Below are 23,978 nucleotides of genomic sequence, written 5' to 3' on the forward strand. Positions count from 1 at the left end.
CGACCTCTAGCCCGGTCCGAGGGGCGCTCACCGCATGCGGTGAGCGCCCCTCGGCGTATTTGTAACCCTCGGCGTATTTCAACTTTCAGCCCGGTCGCACGTCCGGCTCACGAATAGGAGTTCCGGCCGGTGATGTATCGGGACGATCGCGCGGCGAGCTCGTGGCGATTGTCGACGGTACTGAACGCCGGTCGCGAGCCGCCCCAGTCACGCCCCTCGACGATCGCTCGTACGAAGGCGAGGACCTGTTCGGGTTCGGGGAGCGGTTCGTCGCCGAAGTAGGCGATGACTTCCGTCACGACGCCGGGCTCGGTCTCCACGGCGGCTTCCCAGCCGTGTTGCTCGCTCCACACCAGCATCAGGTCGTGTTCGGGGTAGCTCGCCAGCCGCGTCGCCAGGGCCAGGTATGCCGTCGCCGTATCGCTGACTTCGCAGGTCGTGCCCTCGACGGGGACGTCGAGTGCTGTGGCGACCGCGTGTACGTAGGCGGCGAGCCCGCGACTCAGATCATCGGTGGTGTCGGCGTCGGCATCCATACGTCTCACGATAAGCCACGTCTCCAGCCCGGCACGGCGGCGTTGGATCACCGCCCTCGCCGGTGACGAACCCGTACCCGGTTCACGGTGCGTTCCGGGCCAGCAGCATCACCAGCAGCGCGACGACGAACGCGGCGGTGACCGTGGCTACCCACGGCAGCACGCGCGCGGTGACCTTCCTCGTCGCCGGCATCGGCTCCGAGAGCGGCGCCTCGGTCCCCGCTACACGGTCGGTCGGCCATTCCATCCCGCTGAGCGTGCGCAAGTACGAACCGTTGTTCACAAGCACAGCGAGGTTGACGAACACCGCGAGTACCCCCCACCAGCCCAGGGTGAGCGTCTGCGCCTGCACATCGCGCCACAGCGCGGTCCCGCAGCCGCGGCACAGCACACCGGCGTACCGCTCGGACCGGTGGATGAGGAGCAGCCCGGTGAGGGAGCGGATGTCGATGCGGTTCGCCGGGATGTGGCCGCAGATCTCGCATCCGCGAGGTCGCGGTGGCTCCGCCCGGTCCGGTTCACGTGCCGGTTCATGATCGACCCTTGGCCGCGCGGGTGGCCCGAGCCGGATCGTGCGCCAGGCCTCGTTCAGCTCGGCCATGGCCCGCTGCGCCTCGCGCTGGGCCGGAGGCTCGGCGTGCGCGTACCGATCGGGGTGCACCATCTTGGCACGCTGCATGTAGGCCTTGCGCGCCTGCCGGAGCGAGGCGTGCGGGCCCACCCCGAGGATGCGGCGTGCGGTGCTGTCATCCATGATCGTCGTTTCACTCCCCACGCCGGGTGCCGGATCCCGGTGCCTTCCGGACCGGTGTAGCCGAACCGGCACGTGATGTCGAGGCTCACCCGGTGCCGTGTGCGGTCATGGCGCGATGGCCAGCAGCGCGTCGACCTTCCCCGGCGGGTCGCCGCGTTCCGCGGCGTTCGCCGCGAGGATCCCTGCGAATGCGGCGCACCACTGCCATAGCCGGTGACGATCCACCTGCAGAGCCGCGGCCAGCTCCCGGCACCGCGCGGGCCAGTCCTCCGGGGCAGCCTGCCACAGCACCCAGTCGACCGCGTCGAACGCGCGGTCACCCGCGCACGGACGCGGGTCGATCGCGACGGCACCGCGCGCGGCACCCCCGGGCAGGACGTTGCCGGGCTGCAGGTCCCCGTGCAGCAGGGCCGGGGGCTCGCTGCCCGCGGCCAGGTCCCGTGCCAGCTCCGCGCCGCGTTCCAGGCGCCCCGTGGGAACGGCATGCGCGCCCGCGGTACCGGGCCGGTGCCGCTCGATCCCCCGGTTGACGATGAACTCGACACGCTGGGCGAGCGGTACGACGCCGGACCCGACGATCGGGCGACCGGTGCTGTGCAGGGCCGTGATGAGGCAGGCGATCTCGCGAAGCGGCACGGCGTCCGCTGCCTCTGCCACCGGGGTCTCGGTCGGGATGGCCTCCAGGAGCAACGCGCCGTTCGCGGCGTCGTACTCCCAGACCTTCGGGACCCGGCCCGATGCCTGCCAGCTCCGCAGGGCGAACGCCTCGGCCCCGACGATGCCTACGTCCGGGGTCAGCTTGAGTATCGCCCGCCGGACGCCACCCCGCGAGCAGCGCACGACAAGCGACGTGTTCCCGCGTGCCACGGCACCGTCCAGCACCAGGTCCCAGCGCGTGGCCAGCTCGCCAAGCGTGCCGGGTAGCTGCCGCCACCACGGCAGTACCCGCTCGCCGAAGCGTGCGTACAGGCGCGAGCGTGTGGCGTCGAGCGCGTCCGAGGAGAAGTCCACGCGGTCACGATGCCACCCCGGGGACGTCCCGGGCGTCCCGCGCGACACCGCGTGCCGCGCGGGACGCTGGTAGGCTGCCGCCTCGCCATGACAGACGCCGCGTTGCCAGCTGCCGCTTTCGTCGTGGGCGCGGCGTTGCTGGTGGCTACGGTGCTCAGCGTGCTGTGGACGCTGGTCGTGCCGCGCGCGACCCCGTCGAGGCTGGCCGAGGGCGTGATCGCCGCCGTGCGTCTGCTGTTCGTCGCCGCGGCCTGGCCGTGGCGGACGTTCCGCGCCAAGGACCGCATCCTGGCCATGCAACCGCCGGTGAGCCTGCTGGCATTGCTCGTGGTGTGGCTGGCGCTGCTCGCGCTGGCGCACGCGCTGCTCGCCCAGCCGTGGACCGACGTCGCGGTGCCGGAGATGCTGTCCGCCATGACCGCGTCGGTACTCGGGCTGGACACCGCGGGGGACGGCGGCGCTGTCCGCCTCGCGTCGATGTCGGCCGTGCTGGCAGGCCTGATCGTCGTCGCGCTGCTCATCGGCTACCTCCCCACCCTCTACAGCGCCTTCAACCAGCGTGAGCAACTGGTCAGCCTGCTGGAAACCCGGGCGAGCAGCCCTGCCTGGGGTGTGGAGCTGCTGGCCAGGGCCGCGCGCGACGGAACGCTCGCGGACATGCCGGAGCTGTACGCGGCGTGGGAGTCCTGGGCCGCCGACGTCGGTGAGACGCACACCAGCTACCCGATCCTGGCCGCGTTCCGCTCCCCGCACCCGGACCGGTCGTGGCTGACGTCGCTGCTGGCCGTGCTGGACGCTGCCGCGCTCGAGCACGCGCTGCGCCCCGGCACCGCACCGGTATCGGCCCGGCTGACCCTGCGCACCGGTTTCATGGCGTTGCGTGCCGTCGCCGATGTGCTCGGGATCGACCACGACCCGGACCCCGACCCCGACGACGACATCCGGCTTACCCGCGCGGAGTTCGGCGAGGCGGTGCGGCGGTTGCGCGCCGTGGGGTTCCCGGCCGAACGCACCGCCGAGGAGGCGTGGCCGCACTTCCGTGGCTGGCGGGTCAACTACGAGGAGGTCGTCCACGGGCTCGCCGCGTGGTTGCACGCACCACCCGCCCCGTGGTCGGGACCGCGCCCACGGGTGCTGACCGGCTCCGTGCTGCCCGACCGGCCGGAGGATCGTAAGCCGCGCGGCCGTGACTGATCGCGCGCCGTTGTCCACACTGGTTGCATGACCGACGAGAGCGATACCTGCGCGGTGGCGCACGGAGAACGGGCGGCGCCGGGCACGGACCGGGCGCTGGTGGCGGTGTTCGCCTCACCCGTCGCGCGCTACCTGCTGCGTTACGCGCGCGACGTGGGTTTCCGGGTGGCGCTCCTGGAACCGGACGCGGAACGGGCCCGCGAGACGGACGGTGCCGCGCCGCCGGTCACGTCCACGGCCAGCGGCCTGGACGAGAACACCGACGTGGTGGTCACCGACCACCACCGTGGTGAGCTCGGCACGGTCCTGCGGGACGTGCTCGCGCAGCCCGTGCGGTGGGTCGGCGTACTGGGCAATCCCCGGCATGAGGGGCCGCACGTCGCTGCCCTGCGCGAGCTCGATGTGCCGCAGGCCGAGATCGACCGGGTACACCGGCCGATCGGGTTGAACATCGGTTCCCGGACCCCGCCGGAGATCGCTGTCGCCACGATCGCCGGGTTGCTGGCCGACCGCAACGGCACGGATGCGGGTTTTCTCGGGCGCCGGGAGGCTCACGCGTAGGTCGGTGTGTATCCCGTGCCCGTCCCCGGACGTCGCTGGTGACCTGCGGCGGGTGGCGGCGAACCCCTCAGGGGCAGGAGGCGCGCCGCGCGGGCGTGTGAACAACTCCACCGGCAATCAGCGCCCGGGTGTGACGTAGGTCGCAGCGTATGCGAGCGGAGTCGGAGACGCTGGACGGGCTATGACCGTACCCAGCCTGCGTCCGGCCGCGCCGTCCCTGGCTCCGTTCCCCGACTCCGACTACCCCGAGCACCCCTACCCGGGTGCCCGCCCCGACTGCTCGTTCGTGCATCTCGGGCGGACCGGGTACCCGCTGCGCCCGGACAGCACCGCGCCGTCCGGTTGGCGAGTGGGCACCGGGACCGCCGGGGAGCCCTGCCTGAACACGTGGTTGGCCGAGCGCGGGTCCGATCCGCTGGGCGCGCGCTACCCCGTGCTGGCGTACGGGTCGAACGTGTGTCCCGAGAAGATCACCTGGTTGCGTTCCCGGCTCGGGCTGACCGGACCGGCCGTTGTGCTGCGCGCGGAGTGCACAGGTGTGGCGGCGGCGTGGTCGGCGGGCCACCGCCCCCGGGACGGGCAGCGGCCTGCCGTGCTCATGGCCGCGCCGGGTGTGGTCGAGCAGCACGCCGTCTGGTTCGCCACGGCCGAGCAGCGCCGCGTGCTGGATCAGTGCGAGGGACGCGGTAACCGCTACCGCCTGGTACGCCTGAACGACGACGCCGCGCGTATCCGCCTGGATGACGGCACGGAACCGGGGCCGGTGCTCGCCTACACGGCCGCGACAGCCGGGATGACCCCGTTGCTCGTGGACGGTAGACCGGTGCGGTGCACCGAGCTGGACCAGCACGGGGCGGTGAACCTCGCCGGAACGCCCGCGGCAGCGGACGGGCTCTCCTGCACGGAGATCACGGGCGAGCCGTAGCCGCACCCGGAGTGTCCCCGACGGTGTGACCGATCCCGCGCGCGATAAGCGTTCGTGTCCCTTACTGTTAGCGTAGGCTAGCCTTATCTGATAGAAGTTAGGTTAGGCTCACCTGACTGAATGGGAACGACGTAGTGACACACGCGATCGAACAGCAACGCACCCGGCAGGTGCCGCGCTACCGGCTCTACCCGGTGGAGGTGGCGGCCCGAGCATCCGTCGGCCCCAGCTTCGTGCGCGTGACGCTGGCCGGGGACAGCTTGCGGAGCTTCGGCGCGACCGGTGCCGATCAGCGGGTGAAGCTGGTACTGCCGCGGCCCGGTCGCGAGCTTCCCGAGGTCCCCGAGGGCGTGGACTGGTACACGGCGTGGCGGGAGCTCGCCGAAGACGTCCGCCCCGTGCTGCGGACCTATACGGTGCGGGCCTTCCGCCCGGAGCGCGGCGAGCTGGATATCGACTTCGTGTTGCACGACTCCGGCCCGCGGCACGGCGGTCCGGCCTCGGCCTGGGCGGCAAGCGCGGGGGTCGGCGAACGCGTGGGCATACTGGGGCCGGACCGCCCGGGGTCCGGACGTATGTGGGGACGTGAGTGGGACCCGCCGGAGTGTGCGTGCCGGTTCATGCTCGCCGGTGACGAGACGGCGGTGCCCGCGATCGGCGCGATCGTCGAAGGTCTACCGGCGGACGCGCGCGGCATCGTGTGCCTCGAGGTCCCGACCGAGCGTGACCGGCAGTCCTGGCACGCGCCTGCCGGGATCCAGCTGCGATGGCTGGCTCGCAGGCGTGCGGCCGGTCCGGTCCCCCGCGGTTCGCTGCTCGCTCCCGAGGTGGCACGGGCCCTCGGGGAGATACGCGGGGCGGCGGGGTGCCCCGGCGCGTGCGAGCCCGCGCCGACGCGGGGCGAGGCAGCGGTGCTGTGGGACGTGCCGGAGCACGGCGACACCGAGGTGCCGGGCGAGGAGTTCTACGGCTGGTTCGCGGGGGAGGCCGGGCTGGTCAAACGGCTGCGCAGGCTCGTGCTCGCCGAGCACGGCGTGCCGAGGAAGTCGGTGGCGTTCATGGGGTACTGGAAGGACGAGCACCCGAGCGGGCAGCCCGCGTAACCGGCACGGATATCCGGAGCGGTGCCTGCTACGCGCCGTCCTCACTCGACCCGCGATCGCAGCAGGCAGCAGTCCTCGTACCTCGAGGCGGAGCCGCACCAGCAGTCGTCGTCGCGCTCCGGTGGCCATCTCGTGCCGCCTTCCTGCTCGGCGAGTAGCTCGCCGTACTCGTCGACCAGCTCCAGGTCGTCGGCCGCATCGCGCTCGGCGACGAACGCGAGCACGTCCGCGGCCGAACCGGCGACGAGATGGAGGTGCCGAACGCCCTGCTCCGCGTAGGCAGTCAGGGCGCGTTCGGTCCACATCCGGTGATCGTCCCAGCTCGGCCCCGTCACGGTCGCCAGCTCGGGCCACTCCTCGGTGAGCCGGTCGAACTCCGCCCTCGGCCAGTAGACGAGGGTGAACTCGTCGCTGTCCAGGGAGTCCAGCCCGTACAACTCCGGCTCCTCCACCTCGCCGGAGTCATCGGCATCGTCGGCGTCATCGGCGAGTTCCTCCGCCACCTCGTCGAGCTCGTCCGGTTCCAGGTCGAGCTCGCGCCGCAGGGCGTGGCGATGCCGGGCCAGCGCGGCGAGCACCGCGGCGTCCGCGGACTCCTCGCCCGCCTCGTCCGTGCCGTCGCCGTCCTGGCATCGTGCGAGCACGACCCACATCGCCTCGGTCAGCCACTGCTCGGCCAGCTCCGCGCGGTCGCAGGCCTCGAGGGTGTCGCTGAGGTAGTCGACCGCTGACGGGTCGGTGACCAGCAGTGGCCGCAGCGCGTCGAGTTCGGACATGCCCTCGTCCTCGCGGCCGAGCTGAACCAGGATCTCGGCGCGCAGCGCGCGGGGGTACCCCTGCTGCTCGCCGGAGGCCCGGGCGCCGGACAGCGCGCGCTCGACGAGCTCGAGCGCGGTGTCCAGGTCACCTTGCCACTGGCTGATCTCCGCCGCGAGCTCCAGCGCGTAGCCCTCGCTCGCGGGGTCGGCGAGCCGACCCCGCTCGATGATGTCCAGCAGCTCCGTCAGGATCGGTCCCGGGTCGTCCGCCCGGAGTGCCTCGGCACCCAGCGCGTCGAGTTCGTCCTCGCTGACGAGGTTCGTGGAAGGCATGCCGAGCATTATCGCGCGTGCTGACGAATGTTCGGGTGGCGGCTTCCCCGGAGGAGCTTCCTGCCTCATGATGGCCGGATGCGGAGATCGCTGAGCGCCGTCTCGCTGGTTCCCGCCGCCGTCGCCGGTCTCGTGCTGACGTCGCCGGCGGCACCGGCGGCCGCCGATGACTACAGCGACCCCGCCTACGCCGAGTTCGACGCGGACAACGTGGCTCGATCCAGCGTGCGGGGGACGCAACGGGCACAGCTGACCGACCCGGAGTACCACGCCGCGCTGGCGCCGCTCGCGGCGCGGACATGGCTGGAGAACCTGGGAGGGCAGGTCGAGGGCCTGCGGCACGGGCGCGTCTACACCGGGCTCGGGCGGCTCGTCCCCGGTGGGACGGTGGGCGACCCGCAGGACTATCACGACGTGCGGCCGGTCGACGTCAGCTTCGTGTCCCGGACCGGGGCCGAGCTGCACGGGCACCTGTTCTGGGACGGCGAGCAGGGGCCACATCCCGGCGTGGTGATCACGCCCGGTTCCATCCAGGGTATGCAGCAGAGTTACTGGTGGGCGGCGCGTACGCTCGCGCGCAACGGCTACCTGGTACTCACCTGGGACGCGCAGGGGCAGGGCGACAGCGAGGGGTTCGGGCACGACCCCGGATCCCCCGTCCCGGCTCCGGACGGCTTCCCGTCGCAGCAAGAGGCGAACTTCGACGAGGGAACGATCGACGCGTTGCGTTTCCTGCTGTCCGGGGAGGATGACCCCTACGTGCCGGGTGGCTGGGAGGACGACGACGCGGACGCGGTCCGCGCCCAGGGCCAGGGCACGCTCCACTGGTCGAACCCGCTCGCGGAGGTCCTCGACGCGACCGAGGTGGGGCTGGCCGGGCACTCGCTCGGTGCCCGGGCGGTGTCGAAGGTGCAGCAGTGCTCCGGCTCCGGTCAACGGTGGCGCAGTGTCGAGCTGTGTGGCGGGCGGCCGTACCCGATCCGTGCGGTGGTGGCGTGGGACGGGCTGGCCGCGAACGTCACGCCGGTCGTGCCTGCGATGAACCAGCAGGCGGACGGGTACTTCCTCACCCCGCGGCCCGCGCCACGAGCCCCGGACCCCGCCGGGCATCTCGACGCGTTCGACCGGTGGCGCCATGCGGGGGTGGACGTCTACGACATCACCGTGCGGGGTGGCACCCACGTGGAGTGGAACGAGATCCCGTACATCCTGCCCACCACCACCTACGGCACCCGGCAGGCCGACTACTACACGCTCGCCTGGTTCGAGCGTCACTTGCACCCCGACCCCGAACGTCGCGAGCCGGGGACCGAAGCGCTGCTGGACGGGCCGGTACCGGACGGCCGCAGCGGCGGTGCGGACGAGTACCCGTGGCGCGCGAACTTCTTCTCCGCGCGGTACCCGGGAGCGTTCGACTTCACCGGGCCGGACGGGAACCGGCACGCGGCCGAGGACCTGCGCGCCTACGCGGGGCTCTCCCCGGTGGGGGACTGGGCGGGCGCCAACGCCGACCGGCCCGACGAGCGAGCGCCGGGCTGACCTCCCCTGGCAGTGGAGGGTCCGTCCGGGCCGGAGCCGGGGCCGGCCGTGGTGGGGGCGCGCCCCCGGCTGCCGTCATTCGCCGGGTTTGACGGCAACCAGGGAGACGCTCTTGACCCCGAAGGTCTCCATGGCATTGCGGGCGCTGTCGGACAGGAACCGGTACGGGTTCCTGCGCTGTACCTCGACGCGCAGGTCCGCGCTCTCGATCGCGTCGCGGTAGGTGTCCTGCTGTGCCGCGCCGCCGATGCAGGAAGCCCACAGGTCCGCGTTACCCACGATCGTCTCGGTCAGCTGCCGCTCGGTGACGATATCGGCGATGGCCAGCTTCCCGCCCGGCCGCAGCACCCGGGCGCCCTCGGCGAACACGGCCGCCTTGTCCGGGCACAGGTTGATGACGCCGTTGGATATGACCCGGTCCACGGACTCGTCCTTGGCAGGGAGCCGCTCGATGCGCTCGTGCCGGAACTGGACGTGATCGATGCCCGCGGCCGTGGCCAGCCGGCGTGCCTTGGTCAGCTGCTGCGGGGTGAAGTCCACACCGAGCACCATGCCGGCCGTTCCGGTGAGCTCCGCGGCGAGGAAAGAGTCCATTCCGGACCCACTTCCGAGGTCGATCACCCGCTGTCCCGGCCGGATGTCGGCGAGGTCGAGAAAGTGGCCGACCCCGGCGAAGGACTCGACCGCCTCGGGCGGGATCCGGTCCAGCAACGCGGGTTCGTACCCCAGGTGTTCGGCGAGCCCGCGACCTGTCTCGAAGTGGTACGTACCGCGTGGTTCCTCGGCCACCAACCGGTACATCTCCTTGACCTTCGTTTCGAGCTCGTGCGTGTTGACTGTCGACGTCATCGTGACTCCTCGGGCCGGATGCGGTGGTCGTCGATGGTGCTGACGCCGTGTGTCCCTGCCGTATTGCACCGGCGCATCGCAATACGGCGGCCGTGCCGGGCGTCCAACCGGTATCGGTACTCACCAGGGAAGGACCCGAGGACATGACTGAGACAGTGACGACGCGCAATGGCATCGATGTCGACCAGCTGCTGGGGACGATCGGAGCCGTCAAGGCCGATCCGGCCGTTGCCGGGTTCACGTTCCGCGCATCCAGCCAGTGGCAAGGCGGCACGTGCAACACCGGTGCGATTGGACGGTTCACGCATGCCGGGAACGAGGACGGGTCCCGTGCGGAACCCTTCCACCTCACCGGCGACGAGCCCCCGGTGCTGCTCGGTGAGAACCGGGGACCGAACGCCGTGGAGCTGCTGCTGCAAGCGCTCGGCTTCTGCTACGCCGTCGGCTACGTAGCCAACGCGGCCGCGCGGGGCATCGAGATCGACTCGATGGAGTACGAGGTGGAAGGGGATATCGATCTCCGGTCGTTCCTCGGGCTCGAGGGGACTCGGGCAGGGTTCACCGAGATCCGTGCCAGGGCCAGGGTCTCCAGCCCCAACGCGACTCGGGACCAGCTGACCGAGCTGTGCCAGTACGTGCAGGACACCTCGCCGGTGCGGGACTGCCTTGCCAACGCGGTGCCGGTTACCACGACACTCGCCGTGGACTGAGCCGGCATAGAAATGAGGAACCGGACAAATCGTTATAATGATCTCCGGATCCGGGTGCAACAATCGGGCGTCACCTATCCGTCTCAAGGATGTGACTCAGGTGGGCGTGCTGTATACGGAAGCCGAGCAGGCGGAACGATTCCGCCTGCTCGCCCGCGAGCAGCTACCCCGCCTGTACGGCATCGCGCGCAAGCTGGTCGGCAGTGACGCCGAGGATGCCGTGCAGGACTGCCTGCTCAAGGCGTTCCGGAACCTGGGGCAGCTCAACGACGAGTCGGCGGCGCCTGCCTGGCTGGCCAGCATCCTGGTCAACTGCTGTCGCGATCGCGGGCGGACGAAGGGCAGGCGCCCGGAGGAGGTCAACTTCGAGGACGTCGAGGAGTTCTCGCTGTATCGCAAGATCGCCTACGAGGACCCGTTCCCGTACTCGGACTCGCTGCACCTGGACTTCCTCGAGGAGTTCACCGCCGAGGACGTGCGGTCGGTTCTGATGCGGCTCTCCGAGCTGTATCGTGTCCCGCTCGTCCTCGTCTACATGGAGGGATTCCTCGTCAGGGAGGTGGCCGAGATCCTCGAGGCGCCCACCGGCACGATCCTGGCCCGCCTGCATCGCGGACGCAAGCTCTTCGAGAAGCACATGTGGTCCTACGCCACGGACCACGGCCTGCTGAAGGAGGCCGCGCGATGATCAGTTGCTCGGAAGCGGTCAGGCAGCTCTGGGAGTACCTCGACGGCCTTGTCGGTGACCGGGAGCTCGAATCGATCGAGGCTCACCTGGCGCGCTGCCGCCGTTGCTGCGGCGAGCTCGAGTTCGCCAGGGAACTGCGCGGCACGCTCGAGCGCGCGAGCGAGGTGGATGTCCCGGACGCCGTGCTGCGACGGCTGACGCAGACGTTGGAGGACCTGGAGCCATGACACGTGACCTGATGAACTCCGCGGAGGTGAAGGAGCTCGTTCGCGAGGCATACCGGAACGTGCCGCCGACCACGGAGGCCGTGGCGCGCAAGCTGTACAGCGCGGAGGAGCTCGCCCGGATACCGCGGATCGCCGTGCAGCGCGCGCTCGGCGTGGCCAACCACATGCGGCACGCCGGTATCCGGTCCGGTGAGACCGTACTCGACCTCGGCAGCGGGGGTGGCATCGACACCGTCCTCGCCGCGCAGCACACCGGTCCGACCGGCGACGTCATCGCGCTGGACTTTCTGCCCGAGATGCTGGAACGCACGTCCGCTGCGGCGGCCGAGGCGGGCCTGCGCAACGTGCGCACCCTGGATGGTGAGCTGGAAGCGATCCCGCTGCCCGGGGACAGCGTCGACGTGATCATCTCCAACGGTGTGGTGAACCTTGCGTCGCGCAAGGCGCGGGTGATGGCCGAGTGCGCACGCGTGCTGCGCCCTGGCGGGCGGCTGTGTGTCTCCGACCTCACGGTGGCCCAGGATGAGCTTCCGGCGGAGATCCTCACCCAACCCGCCGCATGGGCCGGGTGCGTCGCGGGCGCGCTCGAGGAGGGCGACTTCGTGACCAAGCTCGAGCGGGCAGGCTTCTCCGGCATCGAGGTGCTGAGCAGGGAACCGATGGGCATCGACGACTGCGCGCTGTACCCGCTGTTCTCCGACGAGGTGATCCGCCTGATGCGCGAGCTGATTCCCGCCGAGCGGCACTCCTCGGTCGCCACCTCGATCGTGCTCACCGCAGGCTTGCCCGCGGACCGCTGACCGGTCGGCCCCACCCACCCCGGAGGTGGGAGCCCAATGTGCCACTGGGCTCCTTCTACAGCTCCAAGGTCACATTGGGCTCCTTCAACGGGTACGGGTGACCCAGTTCGGACAGCCACCGGCGGAACAAGCGGTGCAGCGCCACGGCGCCGACCGGCTCGCCGTGTTCACCGAACTCCTTGGGGTACAGCAGGAAACCGTGGTTCTGCTGCCCGCCGAGGCCGCCGTGCGATCCCACGTGCGGTTCGAACGGCGATGCGTTGTCGGTCTCCGGGTCGTATCGACTGTTGACCATGATGTCGGCGCAGTGCGGGAAGGTGTCCACGCGGCTCACCAGCTCGGCAGCGTGTGGGCCGTAGTCCGCCAGCGGGTCCGTACCGATGACCACACCGCTGGCCAGGCGGTGGACACCGTCCCTGCCGAGCACGACGGGGCCGAGCTCCGAGCTGTGCACCAGCAGGAACCCGATGCCCGGATGATCGACGAGGGTGGGAAGCAGCCGGGGGTAGTGTCGCTCGATGGTCTCCAGGTCCACACGCCCGTCGCGCCCGGTGAACGAGACGAGGGCAAGGTGCCCGGAAGCGAGGGTCAGCACGTCGTACGACCCCGTTGCCGCACCTTCGACGTCCACTCCGGACTCCAAGCGATCGACCCGGGAGCGCAGGCGGCGCGCGACGAAACCGTCGTGGCTCGCCGCCTCGGCGACAGCGGCACCGACCTGCCATCCCTCCGCACTGTCGCGCGAGTCCAGCTCCTGACCGCGTCCGCGGTCCTCGCTGTCGCACAGCCTCGCGACCAACGCGGCGATCGATTCGCCGAAGCGATCGGAGAAAGCCCAGCCCTGGGTCTGCCCGTGATCGGACAGCAGCACGATGCGGTAGTCCCGGGGCGCGAGCTCGGCCGCACGCCACAGCCTGCCGATCTGCTGGTCGATCGCGCGCAACGTGGCCAGGGTGTCGAAACGCTCGATCCCGGAATGGTGGGCGACCTCGTCGTAACCGACGAAGTCGGCGTACACGACCGACCTACCGGCGAGGATGTCCTCCAGAACCGCGAAGGCGACCACATCGCGCGAGAGCACGGTGACACCGGCGCGCTTGAACGGGTACAGCCCGCCCCTGTCCACCCGGGGCCGCACGTTCGCCCTGCGCTGCCCTGCCGCGGCCATGACCTCGCGGCAGACCTCGGCGGCGGCGGAAGCCACGGTACGTACCGCGTTGAGGGGATTGGCGAAGTAGGCGTAGTAGCCGGCACCGATCCGGTCGGTGCCCGCGCGGCGCAGACCTTTCGGCAGTAGCAGCGCCACCGAGCTGATCGTGAGGCTGGCGCGGGAGGCGTCACCGGTGAACATGTTTCCCCGGCTGGCGCCGTCCACGGACAGCAGGCCGCTGCCGTCGGAGTTGCGGCGTTCGATCTCGGTGGCGGCGCGGGGGCTCGAACAGGTCATCACCCGGCCGCGCTCCTTCTCGTACCAGCGGTAACCGGGAATGTCGTGATTGGACCCGTGCAGGATCCCGCACATGCTCGCGCCGGTCTGGGCGCTCCAGTCGGTGTGCCAGGAGGTCAACGTGTGGGTGCCCTCGTCCAGCCACTGCGCGAGAGTGGGCATGTTGCCGTCCCGGATGGCTCGCCGTGCCACCTGGTAGCTCAGCCCGTCGACCTGCAGGAACAGTATGCCGGGCGGCTCGTCGTCGCCGACGGGACGGGACCGCTTGCTGCGCCACGCCGCGCGGCGGAAGAAGATCTCGTCCTCGTCGATCGCCAGCAGGCTGCTGACCGCCCCTCCCACCGCGGATATGGCGATGACCACGATCATCGCGGTGTGCAGGTCGGCGATGTGCACGCCGGGCACGGCGTAGAAGGCGACGAGTGTCGCCGCGCCGAGCAGCAGGAAGCTGGCCAACCCGAGGGTATGGAACACCACGGGAAGCGCCACCCGCATCACGGCGGGCCACACCCCGGCCACGAGCACGCCGAGCAGCAATGCGCTCACCGTCGGCTGCCACCACTGGTCCATCGCGAACCCCGGCAGCAGTGCCTGGAGCACGTACAGCGCGCCGGTGACGGCCAGCCAGACAAGCAGCGCGCGGGTCAGCGAACGCCCGCCGCGGATGAGCCTGCCCCGTGCCCCGCGCGTGTTCATCCAGTACTTCCCGCCCCTCTCAGGAAACCGGTCGCGATACCGGCTGTGCCAGGTCGGCGACTCCGGTCGCGGCCGGCACCGGCCGCACGGCGGTGCGCGTGACCCGAGCCGTGCCAGAGACCCTCGCGCGCCCGGCTCATTCCTCGACGCCGGGAAGGTAGGAGTTCATCCGCCGTACCAGGTGTGCCAGCTCGGGCACCTCGATCACCTCGCGTCCCGCAGCGGCAAGCAGCTCGGCGCCCTCGCAGTCGACGAACACGTCCGGCTCCCGCCAGGCGAACACGACGCGGGGGATCCCGGCGTCGAGTATGAGCCGTGTGCAGCTGGCCGGGCGGGACGCTCGGGTGCTGCAGGGTTCGAGCGAGCTGTAGATGGTCGCCCCGCTCAGCCGGCTGTCGGTCGCCGGGACCTTGGCCAGCGCTGCCTCCTCCGCGTGATCGTGCGCGTCCCCTTCACGGGAATGGCCGGTGGCGAGTACCTCGCCTCCGGCGTCCGCGATGACGCTGCCCACCGAGAACGTCGTTCCGGGTGGGCAGTGCCGCGCCAGGTCGATGGCGCGGCGCAGTAGCACGAGGTCGGACTCGGTAGCGGTACGCGCGGTGTGCTCAGTCATCATCTCGCCCGATCACATAACGCAGGAGTACTGCGTCTCCCATTGTCCTCGTCTCGGCCAGCCGTAGCAGGCCCGTGGCCGTGGGGCCGGGTTCCGGCAGGCGCGGCGCTCCGGGATCGCCGAGGAACATCGGCGCGTACACCAGGTGCAGCTCGTCGGCGGCTCCGGTGTCGAGGAACTGGGTGAGTATCCGCGTGCCGCCCTCCACGAGTAGCCGCTCGATCCCCCGCGCGGACAGATCCGCGAGGACCAGGGACAGGTCGACGGGCTCACCGGCCTCGACAACGGTGGCCAGCCCACCGAGCGTGTCGCGCAGGCGGTCGGCCTCCGGTCCCGCGGCGGTGTAGACGAGCTTGTCGCAGGCGCCGGTGGTGAAGAACCGGGCTGTGGGGTCGAGGTCGCCGCTGCTGGTGACGGTCACCTTGGTGGGGTTCTCCTGGCGTCCCGCCTCGAGCCGCCGCTGCCTGCGCTGCGGGGAGCGCACCAGTAGCCGCGGGTCGTCGCTGCGGACGGTGTGCGCACCCACCAGGATCGCGTCGGCTTCCGCGCGGACGCCGTCGACCCGGTCGAGGTCCTCCTCATTGGACAGTACGAGGCGTGTGTCGCCGGTGTCGTCGATGTAGCCGTCCAGCGAGGATGCGGCCGAGAGCACGACGTACGGGCGGGGGCTCATGAGGCGTGGATTCTCCTTCCGGGGCAACCGCGAGCCCGAGCCTACGCCCCTTGGCCGTACGAGCCCGGCCACTGTTCCCGCGACCAGGCCATTTCCCAGAAGGCCAGCTCGTACCGGCTGCTGCTGAGGAAAACGTCCCGGACCCGGCTACGGCCGGACTCCGGCAGCTCAGCGCCGATGCCGTCGGTCAGTGTACGCAGCCAGTCCACCAGCTCGGTGAACTCGGAGGACGCGTACATCTCGATCCAGCGAGCGTAGTCGCCGTCGTCGGGAGCGCCCCGCTCGGCAAGGCCCCTGCCGATCTCGCTGAACCCCCACATGCACGGCAACAGTGCGGCCAGCAGCTCGGCGAAGTCGCCGATGGCTGCGGTACGCAGCATGAAGTCGGTGTAACCGCGCGTGGTGGGGGCCATCCGCTCGCGCTCAAGGTCGGCCGGGTCGATACCGATGTCGGTGCAGTACGAGCGGTGCAGCGACATCTCCTGGTGCAGCGTTTCGTGGACGAGGTTGGAGAACTGGCCCATCGTCTCCAGGTCAGGTGCGCGGGCTGTGGCCAGCGCGAGCACGCGGGAGAACTCGATGAGGAAGAGGTAGTCCTGGCGGATCCAGAAGCGGAACCGCTCCTTGTCGAGGGTCCCGTCGCCGATGCCTCGCACGAAGGGGTGGTTGTGCTGGGCCTGCCAGATCTCGTCGGCGCTCGCGCGTAGCTCCTCGCTCAGCCCAGTCATTGGCCGTCTCCCTTCGGTCGGTCGTTACAGGCGTCCCAGAACATCAGCTCGTAGGCCTGCAGCAGGCGGGCAGCCCTGCGTGCGCGCAGCGGGGAGTCGCCGCAGGCGAGGCCCTCATCGACAACGGCGAGCGCCTGTGACTCGAAGTCTGGCGGCGGGGTTGCGAAGAACTCGAAGAACCCGACGACGTCCTCGGGCGCGCTGTACGCGGAGCGCAGCGCGGCAGCGACCTGAGCGCAGTTCGCGCCCCAGGCGGCGAGGTTGGTGAGGAACGCGAGAGCGACTTCGGCCCGGCTCCCGTTCAACGCCAGCCACGAGACGTACGACGGGTATGCCTGTGCCTCGGGACGCGGTTCGTGCATGCGGAAGTCACCGCTGCTCATCCCGAGCCAGTCCGCGAACGTCCCGAGCTTGCCGAGCGCCGCGCCTTCCCCTTCTGCCATGGTCAGGAAGAACTCGCCTGCGAGCCCGCTGGAGAACCGGGTGGCCAGCTGCGCGAAGCTCCTGCGATCGCTGGAGACGATCACATGCTGTTCCCCGGCGAGGGCCCGGAGCTGGTGCCGGGAGATCTCCCCGGCGCGCAAGCGATCGAGGAAGGGGTGCTCGCGGATGGCGGCGTCGGACTCGGCGAGCTCACGTCGCGCCTCGTCGAACAGCTCGCGGGCAGTCGTACCAGACGGTTCGCTCATCGCTGCTCCATTCCTTCCGGTGCCTGTGTTCTGTCTACGCGACACAACGCGCCCCTCGCGACCCACCCATCGGCCCAGGGTGGGAGCCGAATGTCACGTTTGGCTCCTTCTATGGAACCAATGTCACCTTCGGCTCCCTCATTGCTTGGCCGTGACGGCGGCAGGGACCGGCTCAGGCCCCCGACCGTGCCCTCCCGGTGAACCGGCCCGATAGCCTCGAGGCGTGAACGCAGACCCTCCCGGTGCCACGCGAACCCCGGATCGGCAGGTCCTGCGACCGAGGCGGTACTGGTACATCGTCGCCGCAGGCCTCCTCGTCATAGGGCTCGTCGCCGGTGGCGCGCTCGGTTGGCGTGCCAACGCTACCTACCCGTCGATCGAGGGACAGGTCGCATCCGGCGAGACCGAGCCGGTGGAACTCGACCGCGCGGGCATGACGATCTACACCGATAAGGCGTTCCTGGATGGTGGTTGCGAGGTCGAGGACCCGGACGGCCAGGAAGTCCCGCTTGATCCTGTCGCCAGTACCGAGACGGTGACGTTCGACGACACGGCGTGGCAGGTCGTCCTGCGCAGCAGCACGAGCGTCCCGGCAGGGGAGTATGCGGTCTCGTGCTCCTCCGACAGCGATGCCGTGTTCGGTGTCGGGCCGGACGCCTCGGTGTTCACCGCCGAGGCGCTGGTGTTCGGGGCCGTCGGCTCGGCGGGCCTCGGTGCGTTCCTGGCGGGGATGACCACGTTGCTGGTGTTCCTCCGGCGACGGGCCGCTCGCAGGGCTTCGGAGGCGGACACCGCGAACGGGTCCGGCGGCGAACCGGACGGCGACGACGGCGCCGGGCTGGGGCAGTACGGATCGCCACCCGACCCCTGAGGCGGGATCGCTACGACCCCCGGCGGTAGAGCTCGTCGAGCTCGCGATGTGCTGCGAAGAAATGTCCGAGTTCGGCATGGCGATGCCGGACGATGGCCACGATCTTGATCACGGACAGGCCGCAGACGAGGAACACGATCACGGTCACCCCGAGCAGCAGCGCGAAGTCGTCGCCGTCCACGGGGCGCTCACCGACCACGCCGACGAGGTGATGCGCGAGGAGGAGGATGGTGACCGCGCCGGACAGCACGGCGAGTGCTACCTGGCGGGAGAGCAGCTTCGCCCACTGCCGCTTGCGCTCCCGTGCCCGTTCGATGACTTCGGGGTCCAGCGGGTCGTAGCCGAGCTTGCGCTTCAGCTTGGCCGCTCGTTTCACCACGGTGGCGCTGCCCCGTAGCTCGGGCGGGGGCGTGCCTTCCGGGATGGGGAACGAGTCGTTGTCCGGCACTGTCGGTGCTCCTGCGCCCGTGGGTGTCGTGGAGTTCCGATCCTAGCCGCGTTGATCGTCATGGCGTGCGTCCTGACGTCCTGCCACGGCAGAGGTAGCGAGGACACGAGCGCGATCGCCACCGTGCGCGCTGCCGCGGCGGAAAGCATGCCCTCGATCGTGCCTGGAAGTCTCCGTACGCCGTGTCGAGCCGCTCGGTGCCGATCGTCCCGGTGGGGTGTGGCGGGATCGGTGAGGATCAGGCCGAGGGGGTGGTGGAGTTCTTCCGGCGCCGGATGCCCTTGCGCGGCTTACGCAAGGCATCGAAGTCGATGGCGACTGCGCCGACCGCCATGGCTATCAGGATGGCGATACCGAGTAGAGCCCCCACCCACGTCGCGACAGTGGTGAACATTCATGTGCTCCCTGCGCTTGGGGTATGTCAGTCCCAGGCTGACCGCGACGGGTTCGCGGTGCCATAGGCCAACTGGTTGGAACTGCCGCGCTCGCGTCACTCGAATGGAACAATGACACGGAGGTAATCTAGTCAAACCGTACATTCCACTACGAGGTTGCGCTTTGCGCGAGTTCACGCACAGTCTGGACGACCGCGGTTCCGTGGAGCAACACGCGGTCGTTGTGGTCGGCGCCGCCGACCACGACCGGTTCGGTACCGGCAGCCTCGGCGACCGCGCGGCTCTGCTCGGGAGGGATGATCGAGTCGGCGTCTCCGTACACGACGCGCACAGGTGTAGCGGACAGCGCACGAACGTTGTCCACCACCGGGTAGCGATCCTTGAGCAGCGTTCGCACCGGCAGGAACGGGTAGTGGTGCGCGGCAGTCTCGGCCAGCTCGCTGAACGGGGAGCGCAGCACCATCCCCGCCGGCGGGTGTTCGGTGGCCAGCTCGCTGACCACACCACAGCCCAGGCTCTCACCGAAGTACAGCAGCCGGTCCTGGCGCACTCGCGCCTGCTCGACCAGGTACCCGCGCGCCGCCCGTACGTCCCGCGCCAGGCCGTCCTCGCTCGGTTTGCCCTCGTTGGCCGCGTAGCCGCGGTAGTCCATCAGCAACACCGACATACCGCGCCGGGTCAGCTGCTCGGCGAGTGGGACGCGCATCGACCGGTTACCGCCGTTGCCGGGAGCGACCAGGACGGCGGGAGCTTGCGGATCGTGGTCCTGCCTGCCACCCGCCGGGAAGAACCACGCCGACAGCTCCAACCCGTCGGCGGTGTGCAGCGTGACATCCTGCCCGCCGGGGAGCACGTCGGACGCGGCAGGCAGGGGACCGGGAGTGGGGAGGTAGATGAGGTTGCGTTGAAACACGTAGCCGGCTCCCACGGCGAGTCCGAGCACGGTCGCGCCCACGATGGCAATGCTGAACACAGTCCGCATCCTGCCTCACCCGGTCAACGCTGAATGACGCTTTCACTCCTTACGGGTGGTTGAATGACGCTTTCGGTCCCGCTGGTGGACTGACGGCGTCATTCAGCCCGACCTTAGAGCTTGCGGAGGCGGACGCGGTTGATCGAGTGGTCCGAGTCCTTGCGTAGCACCAGGGTGGCGCGCGGCCGGGTGGGCAGGATGTTGTCCACCAGGTTGGGCTCGTTGATCGTCGACCACAGGTGCTGCGCCTCGGATCGGGCGTCCTCGTCGCTGAGCCCGGCCAGGTGATGGAAGTGCGACTCGGGATCGGCGAAGGCGGTGTCGCGCAGCGTGAGGAACCGCTCGATGTACCAGCGCCGGATGTCCTCGGTATGCGCGTCCACATAGATCGAGAAGTCGAACAGGTCCGACACCGCCAGCCGGGGATGCGGCTGCAGGACGTTCAGCCCCTCGAGGATCAGGATGTCCGGCTGGCGCACCACGTGCTCCTCGCCCTCGACGCGGTCGTAGAGCTTGTGCGAGTAGACCGGGGCACTGACCTCGTTCGCGCCGGACTTCACGTCGGTGATGAAACGCAGCAGCGCACGGCGGTCGTAGCTTTCCGGAAAGCCCTTCCGGTGCATGATCCCGCGGCGGATCAGTTCTTCCCTCGGGTAGAGGAAGCCGTCCGTGGTCACCAGGTCCACGCTCGGATGGTCCGGCCACCGCGCGAGCAGCGTGCGCAGGATCCGCGCCGTTGTCGACTTGCCAACCGCCACGCTGCCCGCGATACCGATGACGAACGGCACCTTGGTGCCGCGCGTGTACTCGCCGAGGAATGTCGTGGTCACCTCGTAGAGTTGCTGACGCGCGGCGACCTGGAGATTGATCAGCCGCGACAGCGGAAGGTACACGTCGGCGACTTCGGCGAGGTCGATCTGCTCACCGAGACCGCGGAGCCGCACGAGCTCCTCTGCGGTCAGCGGCAGTGGCGTCGACCTGCGTAGCTCCCGCCACTGCTCACGCGCGAGCTCGACATACGGGGTGAGTTCCCGGACCTTCGCCATCGCTTGACTCCTCAGGTCCAAGGTGCAGGACGGGCAATAGCCACGAAATAAGATGTAAACAGTAAGCGGCGCCGTGTGGGCATGCGCTGTGACCTAATCCACCGACATTTCTAGTTTCCGCCGGCCCCGCCCGCACCGCCAGCGGGTTCGGGCGCCGCCGATCACTGCTCCTCCCCGTTCTCGTCCCGGTCGGAGTCGTCACCGAGCGGGCCCGGCAGGTCGGTGCCCCGGTAGCGCAGCACGATCAGGGTGCCCGCTGCCAGGATCGCAGCGGCCAGCACCGTGAGCACGGTGGCGGTCACCACACCGAACCGGTCGAGGATCCACTCGGCGATCTGCCTGCTGCCCGAGGTGGGGTCGGTGAGGACGACGGCGACGAAGGCCGCGGCGAGCACGGTGACCGCCGTGAAGACGATCCTGCGTGGCCACGTGGTCAACTGGGCCTTCTCGTGCAGCACTCGGCCCGCCCGCAGGATCCGGCCGACGCGCAGGATGCGCAGCGCGCCGATGGCCAGGATCACCCGCAGGATCTGCACGGGGCCGATCACGAAGATGACGGCCGGGACGGTCAGTAACGTGATCCCCACGGTCCACTTGTGGTTACGAACCCAGTCGAGGATGTCCCCGCTGAGCAGCATCAGAATCAGTGACTCGCCGACGAGCACGCACATCGACGCCCAGTTGAGAACGGTGCCGACCTGGGCGGTGAGTCCGTCACCCATGGCCAGGAACACGGCCGGGACCGACACCACGGCTGCGAGGACCACAGGCAGCGCGAGCTGCCGTTCGACCCGTTCTGCCCGGGTCTTGCGTGCCGATCGTCCGGACGTCGTCATCGACAGCATCCTAAGCGGGCCGGACATGGTGTGCCCGCAGTGTAGGTGTGTCAGGCGGAGCGCTGCCCGAAGCAGTCACTCCAGGCCGCGGAGACGTGCCGGGCACAGTTGAGCGGCTCCACCCCGCCGACGCCGGTTCCGAGCCCCGGCATAGCGATGACGTCGATGGCTTCGCGCGCCGGGACATCGAGCTCGACGTCGCCGGTGCGCCAGAACTCGAACACGGCACGCGCTGCCAGGTACGGGTGGACCGTGTCCGTGGGCAGCTGCTCACCGGGCTCGCGCACGGTCGGTGCGCAGATCAGCCACTTGGGCATCGGTTCGCCGGTCTGCGCGGCGACAGCCTGGCCGACCGGGAGCTCACCGCCGTGATAGCTGAGGATCGCATTGCGTACGTGCTGCTCGACGCCGGGAAACGCGCGAGCGTAGACACTGTCGATGCCGCCGCGCATCCATCCGTAGGAGTTCGCGGGACTGACCACGGCGTCGGCATGCACGTCGAGCACGGAACCGTGGTGCACCCGGACGCTGTCACCTGCTGATTCGGCGACCGTGTGCCATGCCTCGGTGAGAGCATCATCCACCGAACACAGCACCACTTCCGGCGTGTGCTGCGTCGTCGGCGCCGTCGAGCCACTGCGGGCTGTACCCGATTCGGTGGTCACATCCTTAGTGTGACAAAGAAGCCAGAGTAGGTTAACCGACGCGCCCATCCGGCATCTGAGTGAAATCGATAACAGGATGCAGCCCGGCGTGCACTGGGGGTGTTCGGTAGTGACGTGGACCACGTGTGCCGCGAGCAGGGACGATTGCGTACTCTGCTGTCGTGTACAGGATTGCATACTTCGGTCCGGAAGGGACCTTCACCGAGCAGGCGGCACGTTACCTGGCCGGCGGCGACACCCACGCCGAGCTCGTACCGTACGAGACGATCGCGCAGGCCATGGCGGCAGTCCGTGACGGTGAGACGTCCGCGGCGTGTGTTCCTGTGGAGAACTCCGTCGAGGGGCCGGTAACGGCGACGCTGGACGAGCTGGCCGAGGACGAGCCCCTTGTGGCCACGGCCGAAGCCCTGCTGCCCATCCATTTCACCGTCCTCGCGGGCAGCGGTGTCCGGGCGGAGGAGATCGGTACCGTCGCCAGCCATCCCCATGCCTTGGCGCAGGTACGGCACTGGCTGGACGTGAACCTGCCGTCCGCCCGGCATGTCGCGACATCGTCGACCGCCGCGGCCGCGCTGGCGGTGCAGCAGGGCGAGTACGACGCCGCGGTGGCTGCCCCGGTAGCCGCGGAACGCTACGGCTTACCCAGCATCGCCACCGAGGTCGCCGACGTCGAGGACGCCCGCACCCGCTTCCTGCTGCTCACCCGGCCAGGTACGCTGCCGGAGCCGACCGGTTGCGACCGCACGTCGGTCGTGGCCGCGGCAGCGAACCGGACGGGAGCGCTGTCCGAGCTGCTGACCGAGCTGGCCTTCCGTGGCATCAACCTGACCAGGCTGGACGCGCGGCCGATCAAGGGTGGCTTCGGCGAGTACCGGTTCTTCATCGACTTCGAGGGCCACGTCGCCGAGCCGCGCATCGGGGACGCTCTCGCCGCCTTGCGCAGGCGATGTGCGGTCCGGTTCCTGGGGTCGCACCCGCGTGCGGACGGGGTGCGCGCGAGCATCCAGCCGTCCGCGGGGAACGAGGACTTCGTCAGCGCGGCGGACTGGGTGGAGTCGGTCCGGCGCGGCGACACGGCCTGAGCTGCGTGCCTTTCCTGCGGGAGACCGGCCGGCGCGTTCACGTAGTGAAACGGTGCGGGGCCCGGTAGCGACGTTACGGCAGAGTGGAACCAGTGGCGTATCCACGTGGCCGGTACGCGGCTGGACGCTCGGGCCTGGGGTCGTCCTGACAGAGATTGGACAGTTGACGTGAAATTGAAACTCGTTCGGCACGCGGAGAGTACCGCCAATGTGCGGAAGGCGATCAGTACGAAGCTTCCGGGCCCGCCGCTGAGTGATGTGGGCAGGCAGCAGGCCGACGAGCTCGCCGCTCGGCTGCGTGCCGACCCTGTTGTGGCCGTGTACAGCTCGTTGGCCACACGCGCCCAGCAGACCGCGACGCCGGTGGCGGCGGCACACGGGGTGGATCTTCAGGTCATCGACGGGGTGCACGAGGTGTTCGTCGGTGAGCTGGAGGACCGCACCGACCGGGAAGGGATCGAGGCCTACGCGCAGGTGTTCTTCCCGTGGATTCAGGGCGAGCTGCACCATGCGATGCCGGGTGGGGAGAGCGGCATCGAGGTTCGCGACCGGTTCGTGGCCGCGATCTCCGAGGTCAGGGCCAAGCATGAGGAGGAGGACCCGGACGGCACCGTCGTCATGGTCAGTCACGGCGGCGTGATGCGTCTCGGTGTGGAGTTGCTCGCCGACAACGTTCCACGGTCGGCCCGGCTGTCCGGGTTGATCGCCAACACCGGAGCCGTGGTGCTGGAGGCGCATCGCGACGGTCGATGGCGGTGTGTCGCCTGGGACGGTGTCGAGCTGCCCCGTCACGGTTGATCGTTGCCGGGCCGCTCGGCCTGTGCCTGG

The 23,978-nt window shown here is 69.8% G+C and carries 28 protein-coding genes; 12 read left to right on the plus strand and 16 right to left on the minus strand.

From position 1 onward, the window contains the following. Positions 1–107 precede the first annotated feature (107 nt). The 3 genes from H0B56_RS01245 to H0B56_RS01255 form a co-directional block, all read right to left on the minus strand. Positions 108–536, minus strand: coding sequence for a DUF6292 family protein (locus H0B56_RS01245; protein ID WP_180891061.1), 429 nt, complete (start codon positions 534–536; stop codon positions 108–110). Between the two features lie 82 nt (positions 537–618). Then, positions 619–1,290: a J domain-containing protein gene (locus tag H0B56_RS01250; RefSeq protein ID WP_180891062.1), complete on the minus strand. Its 672-nt coding sequence runs from the start codon at positions 1,288–1,290 to the stop codon at positions 619–621. A gap of 105 nt (positions 1,291–1,395) precedes the next feature. Then, complete coding sequence (locus H0B56_RS01255) at positions 1,396–2,301, minus strand: aminoglycoside phosphotransferase family protein (protein WP_180891063.1); 906 nt, start codon at positions 2,299–2,301, stop codon at positions 1,396–1,398. A gap of 87 nt (positions 2,302–2,388) precedes the next feature. Between H0B56_RS01255 and H0B56_RS01260 the strand changes: the two genes are divergently transcribed. The 4 genes from H0B56_RS01260 to H0B56_RS01275 all read left to right on the plus strand — a co-directional run bounded on the left by H0B56_RS01260 (position 2,389) and on the right by H0B56_RS01275 (position 6,084). Continuing rightward, a complete protein-coding gene (locus H0B56_RS01260) occupies positions 2,389–3,495 on the plus strand; it encodes a hypothetical protein (protein ID WP_180891064.1) in 1,107 nt (368 codons plus the stop codon). Between the two features lie 27 nt (positions 3,496–3,522). Next, complete coding sequence (locus H0B56_RS01265) at positions 3,523–4,056, plus strand: XdhC family protein (protein WP_180891065.1); 534 nt, start codon at positions 3,523–3,525, stop codon at positions 4,054–4,056. 181 nt (positions 4,057–4,237) lie between these two features. After that, positions 4,238–4,981, plus strand: a complete 744-nt coding sequence (locus tag H0B56_RS01270) for a gamma-glutamylcyclotransferase family protein (protein WP_180891066.1) — start codon at positions 4,238–4,240, stop codon at positions 4,979–4,981. A gap of 134 nt (positions 4,982–5,115) precedes the next feature. Next, positions 5,116–6,084, plus strand: coding sequence for a siderophore-interacting protein (locus H0B56_RS01275; protein WP_180891067.1), 969 nt, complete (start codon positions 5,116–5,118; stop codon positions 6,082–6,084). Between the two features lie 41 nt (positions 6,085–6,125). Here the strand turns inward: H0B56_RS01275 and H0B56_RS01280 are convergent, their stop codons facing one another. Beyond that, positions 6,126–7,175 carry an SEC-C domain-containing protein gene (locus tag H0B56_RS01280; protein WP_180891068.1) on the minus strand — a complete coding sequence of 350 codons (1,050 nt, stop codon included), beginning with the start codon at positions 7,173–7,175 and terminating at the stop codon, positions 6,126–6,128. Positions 7,176–7,253: 78 nt separating this feature from the next. Here H0B56_RS01280 and H0B56_RS01285 point away from each other — a divergent pair, with 78 nt between their 5' ends. Further along, positions 7,254–8,714 carry an alpha/beta hydrolase family protein gene (locus H0B56_RS01285; protein WP_180891069.1) on the plus strand — a complete coding sequence of 487 codons (1,461 nt, stop codon included), beginning with the start codon at positions 7,254–7,256 and terminating at the stop codon, positions 8,712–8,714. Positions 8,715–8,789: 75 nt separating this feature from the next. Here the strand turns inward: H0B56_RS01285 and H0B56_RS01290 are convergent, their stop codons facing one another. Then, positions 8,790–9,563 carry a methyltransferase domain-containing protein gene (locus H0B56_RS01290; protein ID WP_180891070.1) on the minus strand — a complete coding sequence of 258 codons (774 nt, stop codon included), beginning with the start codon at positions 9,561–9,563 and terminating at the stop codon, positions 8,790–8,792. 143 nt (positions 9,564–9,706) lie between these two features. On the opposite strand from H0B56_RS01290, the gene H0B56_RS01295 reads away from it, so the two are divergent. The 4 genes from H0B56_RS01295 (at position 9,707) to H0B56_RS01310 (ending at position 11,988) form a co-directional block, all read left to right on the plus strand. Continuing rightward, positions 9,707–10,273, plus strand: a complete 567-nt coding sequence (locus H0B56_RS01295) for an OsmC family protein (protein WP_180891071.1) — start codon at positions 9,707–9,709, stop codon at positions 10,271–10,273. A gap of 100 nt (positions 10,274–10,373) precedes the next feature. Beyond that, positions 10,374–10,961 carry an RNA polymerase sigma factor gene (locus tag H0B56_RS01300; protein WP_219632077.1) on the plus strand — a complete coding sequence of 196 codons (588 nt, stop codon included), beginning with the start codon at positions 10,374–10,376 and terminating at the stop codon, positions 10,959–10,961. After that, positions 10,958–11,188: an anti-sigma factor family protein gene (locus H0B56_RS01305; RefSeq protein ID WP_180891073.1), complete on the plus strand. Its 231-nt coding sequence runs from the start codon at positions 10,958–10,960 to the stop codon at positions 11,186–11,188. The genes H0B56_RS01300 and H0B56_RS01305 overlap by 4 nt, the downstream gene beginning before the upstream one ends. Next, positions 11,185–11,988, plus strand: coding sequence for a methyltransferase domain-containing protein (locus tag H0B56_RS01310; protein WP_180891074.1), 804 nt, complete (start codon positions 11,185–11,187; stop codon positions 11,986–11,988). The genes H0B56_RS01305 and H0B56_RS01310 overlap by 4 nt, the downstream gene beginning before the upstream one ends. Positions 11,989–12,043: 55 nt before the next feature. Here the strand turns inward: H0B56_RS01310 and H0B56_RS01315 are convergent, their stop codons facing one another. The 5 genes from H0B56_RS01315 to H0B56_RS01335 form a co-directional block, all read right to left on the minus strand. Further along, positions 12,044–14,131, minus strand: a complete 2,088-nt coding sequence (locus tag H0B56_RS01315; protein WP_180891075.1) for a phage holin family protein — start codon at positions 14,129–14,131, stop codon at positions 12,044–12,046. A gap of 136 nt (positions 14,132–14,267) precedes the next feature. Then, on the minus strand, positions 14,268–14,747 hold the full coding sequence (locus H0B56_RS01320; RefSeq protein ID WP_246360768.1) for a deaminase: 480 nt from the start codon (positions 14,745–14,747) through the stop codon (positions 14,268–14,270). Then, positions 14,737–15,417 (minus strand): RibD family protein, encoded by a 681-nt coding sequence (locus H0B56_RS01325; protein ID WP_180891076.1) that lies wholly within the window; start codon positions 15,415–15,417, stop codon positions 14,737–14,739. Before H0B56_RS01325 ends, H0B56_RS01320 begins: the two co-directional genes overlap by 11 nt. Before the next feature lie 41 nt (positions 15,418–15,458). Next, a complete protein-coding gene (tenA, locus tag H0B56_RS01330; RefSeq protein ID WP_180891077.1) occupies positions 15,459–16,145 on the minus strand; it encodes a thiaminase II in 687 nt (228 codons plus the stop codon). Next, positions 16,142–16,834 (minus strand): thiaminase II/PqqC family protein, encoded by a 693-nt coding sequence (locus H0B56_RS01335; RefSeq protein ID WP_180891078.1) that lies wholly within the window; start codon positions 16,832–16,834, stop codon positions 16,142–16,144. The genes tenA and H0B56_RS01335 overlap by 4 nt, the downstream gene beginning before the upstream one ends. A gap of 223 nt (positions 16,835–17,057) precedes the next feature. Between H0B56_RS01335 and H0B56_RS01340 the strand changes: the two genes are divergently transcribed. Then, complete coding sequence (locus H0B56_RS01340) at positions 17,058–17,705, plus strand: hypothetical protein (protein WP_180891079.1); 648 nt, start codon at positions 17,058–17,060, stop codon at positions 17,703–17,705. Positions 17,706–17,715: 10 nt separating this feature from the next. On the opposite strand, the gene H0B56_RS01345 is transcribed toward H0B56_RS01340, so the two are convergent. The 6 genes from H0B56_RS01345 to H0B56_RS01370 all read right to left on the minus strand — a co-directional run bounded on the left by H0B56_RS01345 (position 17,716) and on the right by H0B56_RS01370 (position 22,068). Next, positions 17,716–18,153 carry a hypothetical protein gene (locus tag H0B56_RS01345; RefSeq protein ID WP_180891080.1) on the minus strand — a complete coding sequence of 146 codons (438 nt, stop codon included), beginning with the start codon at positions 18,151–18,153 and terminating at the stop codon, positions 17,716–17,718. Between the two features lie 238 nt (positions 18,154–18,391). Then, complete coding sequence (locus tag H0B56_RS01350) at positions 18,392–18,547, minus strand: hypothetical protein (protein ID WP_180891081.1); 156 nt, start codon at positions 18,545–18,547, stop codon at positions 18,392–18,394. Between the two features lie 149 nt (positions 18,548–18,696). Beyond that, a complete protein-coding gene (locus tag H0B56_RS01355; RefSeq protein ID WP_180891082.1) occupies positions 18,697–19,530 on the minus strand; it encodes an alpha/beta hydrolase in 834 nt (277 codons plus the stop codon). Between the two features lie 104 nt (positions 19,531–19,634). Continuing rightward, positions 19,635–20,567, minus strand: a complete 933-nt coding sequence (gene coaA, locus H0B56_RS01360; RefSeq protein WP_089299590.1) for a type I pantothenate kinase — start codon at positions 20,565–20,567, stop codon at positions 19,635–19,637. 161 nt (positions 20,568–20,728) lie between these two features. Next, positions 20,729–21,403, minus strand: a complete 675-nt coding sequence (locus H0B56_RS01365; protein WP_180891083.1) for a hypothetical protein — start codon at positions 21,401–21,403, stop codon at positions 20,729–20,731. Positions 21,404–21,453: 50 nt separating this feature from the next. Beyond that, positions 21,454–22,068: a macro domain-containing protein gene (locus tag H0B56_RS01370; protein ID WP_343063707.1), complete on the minus strand. Its 615-nt coding sequence runs from the start codon at positions 22,066–22,068 to the stop codon at positions 21,454–21,456. A 161-nt stretch (positions 22,069–22,229) separates the two neighbouring features. On the opposite strand from H0B56_RS01370, the gene pheA reads away from it, so the two are divergent. Together pheA and H0B56_RS01380 are read left to right on the plus strand one after the other, a co-directional pair. Further along, on the plus strand, positions 22,230–23,150 hold the full coding sequence (gene pheA, locus H0B56_RS01375; protein WP_180891085.1) for a prephenate dehydratase: 921 nt from the start codon (positions 22,230–22,232) through the stop codon (positions 23,148–23,150). A 168-nt stretch (positions 23,151–23,318) separates the two neighbouring features. Further along, positions 23,319–23,948, plus strand: coding sequence for a histidine phosphatase family protein (locus H0B56_RS01380; RefSeq protein WP_180891086.1), 630 nt, complete (start codon positions 23,319–23,321; stop codon positions 23,946–23,948). Positions 23,949–23,978 lie beyond the last annotated feature (30 nt).

The organism is Haloechinothrix aidingensis, assembly GCF_013450155.1.
Lineage (GTDB): Bacteria > Actinomycetota > Actinomycetes > Mycobacteriales > Pseudonocardiaceae > Haloechinothrix > Haloechinothrix aidingensis.

Bases quoted from the DNA above. Each gene is read 5' to 3' on its own strand.
- H0B56_RS01245 (WP_180891061.1), bottom strand. From the start codon at position 536: ATGGATGCCGACGCCGACACCACCGATGATCTGAGTCGCGGGCTCGCC.
- H0B56_RS01250 (WP_180891062.1), bottom strand. From the start codon at position 1,290: ATGGATGACAGCACCGCACGCCGCATCCTCGGGGTGGGCCCGCACGCC.
- H0B56_RS01295 (WP_180891071.1), top strand. From the start codon at position 9,707: ATGACTGAGACAGTGACGACGCGCAATGGCATCGATGTCGACCAGCTG.
- H0B56_RS01320 (WP_246360768.1), bottom strand. From the start codon at position 14,747: ATGATGACTGAGCACACCGCGCGTACCGCTACCGAGTCCGACCTCGTG.
- H0B56_RS01260 (WP_180891064.1), top strand. From the start codon at position 2,389: ATGACAGACGCCGCGTTGCCAGCTGCCGCTTTCGTCGTGGGCGCGGCG.
- H0B56_RS01355 (WP_180891082.1), bottom strand. From the start codon at position 19,530: ATGCGGACTGTGTTCAGCATTGCCATCGTGGGCGCGACCGTGCTCGGA.
- coaA (WP_089299590.1), bottom strand. From the start codon at position 20,567: ATGGCGAAGGTCCGGGAACTCACCCCGTATGTCGAGCTCGCGCGTGAG.
- H0B56_RS01335 (WP_180891078.1), bottom strand. From the start codon at position 16,834: ATGAGCGAACCGTCTGGTACGACTGCCCGCGAGCTGTTCGACGAGGCG.
- tenA (WP_180891077.1), bottom strand. From the start codon at position 16,145: ATGACTGGGCTGAGCGAGGAGCTACGCGCGAGCGCCGACGAGATCTGG.
- H0B56_RS01325 (WP_180891076.1), bottom strand. From the start codon at position 15,417: ATGAGCCCCCGCCCGTACGTCGTGCTCTCGGCCGCATCCTCGCTGGAC.
- H0B56_RS01365 (WP_180891083.1), bottom strand. From the start codon at position 21,403: ATGACGACGTCCGGACGATCGGCACGCAAGACCCGGGCAGAACGGGTC.
- H0B56_RS01270 (WP_180891066.1), top strand. From the start codon at position 4,238: ATGACCGTACCCAGCCTGCGTCCGGCCGCGCCGTCCCTGGCTCCGTTC.
- H0B56_RS01310 (WP_180891074.1), top strand. From the start codon at position 11,185: ATGACACGTGACCTGATGAACTCCGCGGAGGTGAAGGAGCTCGTTCGC.
- H0B56_RS01285 (WP_180891069.1), top strand. From the start codon at position 7,254: ATGCGGAGATCGCTGAGCGCCGTCTCGCTGGTTCCCGCCGCCGTCGCC.
- H0B56_RS01280 (WP_180891068.1), bottom strand. From the start codon at position 7,175: ATGCCTTCCACGAACCTCGTCAGCGAGGACGAACTCGACGCGCTGGGT.
- H0B56_RS01305 (WP_180891073.1), top strand. From the start codon at position 10,958: ATGATCAGTTGCTCGGAAGCGGTCAGGCAGCTCTGGGAGTACCTCGAC.
- H0B56_RS01265 (WP_180891065.1), top strand. From the start codon at position 3,523: ATGACCGACGAGAGCGATACCTGCGCGGTGGCGCACGGAGAACGGGCG.
- H0B56_RS01315 (WP_180891075.1), bottom strand. From the start codon at position 14,131: ATGAACACGCGCGGGGCACGGGGCAGGCTCATCCGCGGCGGGCGTTCG.
- H0B56_RS01350 (WP_180891081.1), bottom strand. From the start codon at position 18,547: ATGTTCACCACTGTCGCGACGTGGGTGGGGGCTCTACTCGGTATCGCC.
- H0B56_RS01290 (WP_180891070.1), bottom strand. From the start codon at position 9,563: ATGACGTCGACAGTCAACACGCACGAGCTCGAAACGAAGGTCAAGGAG.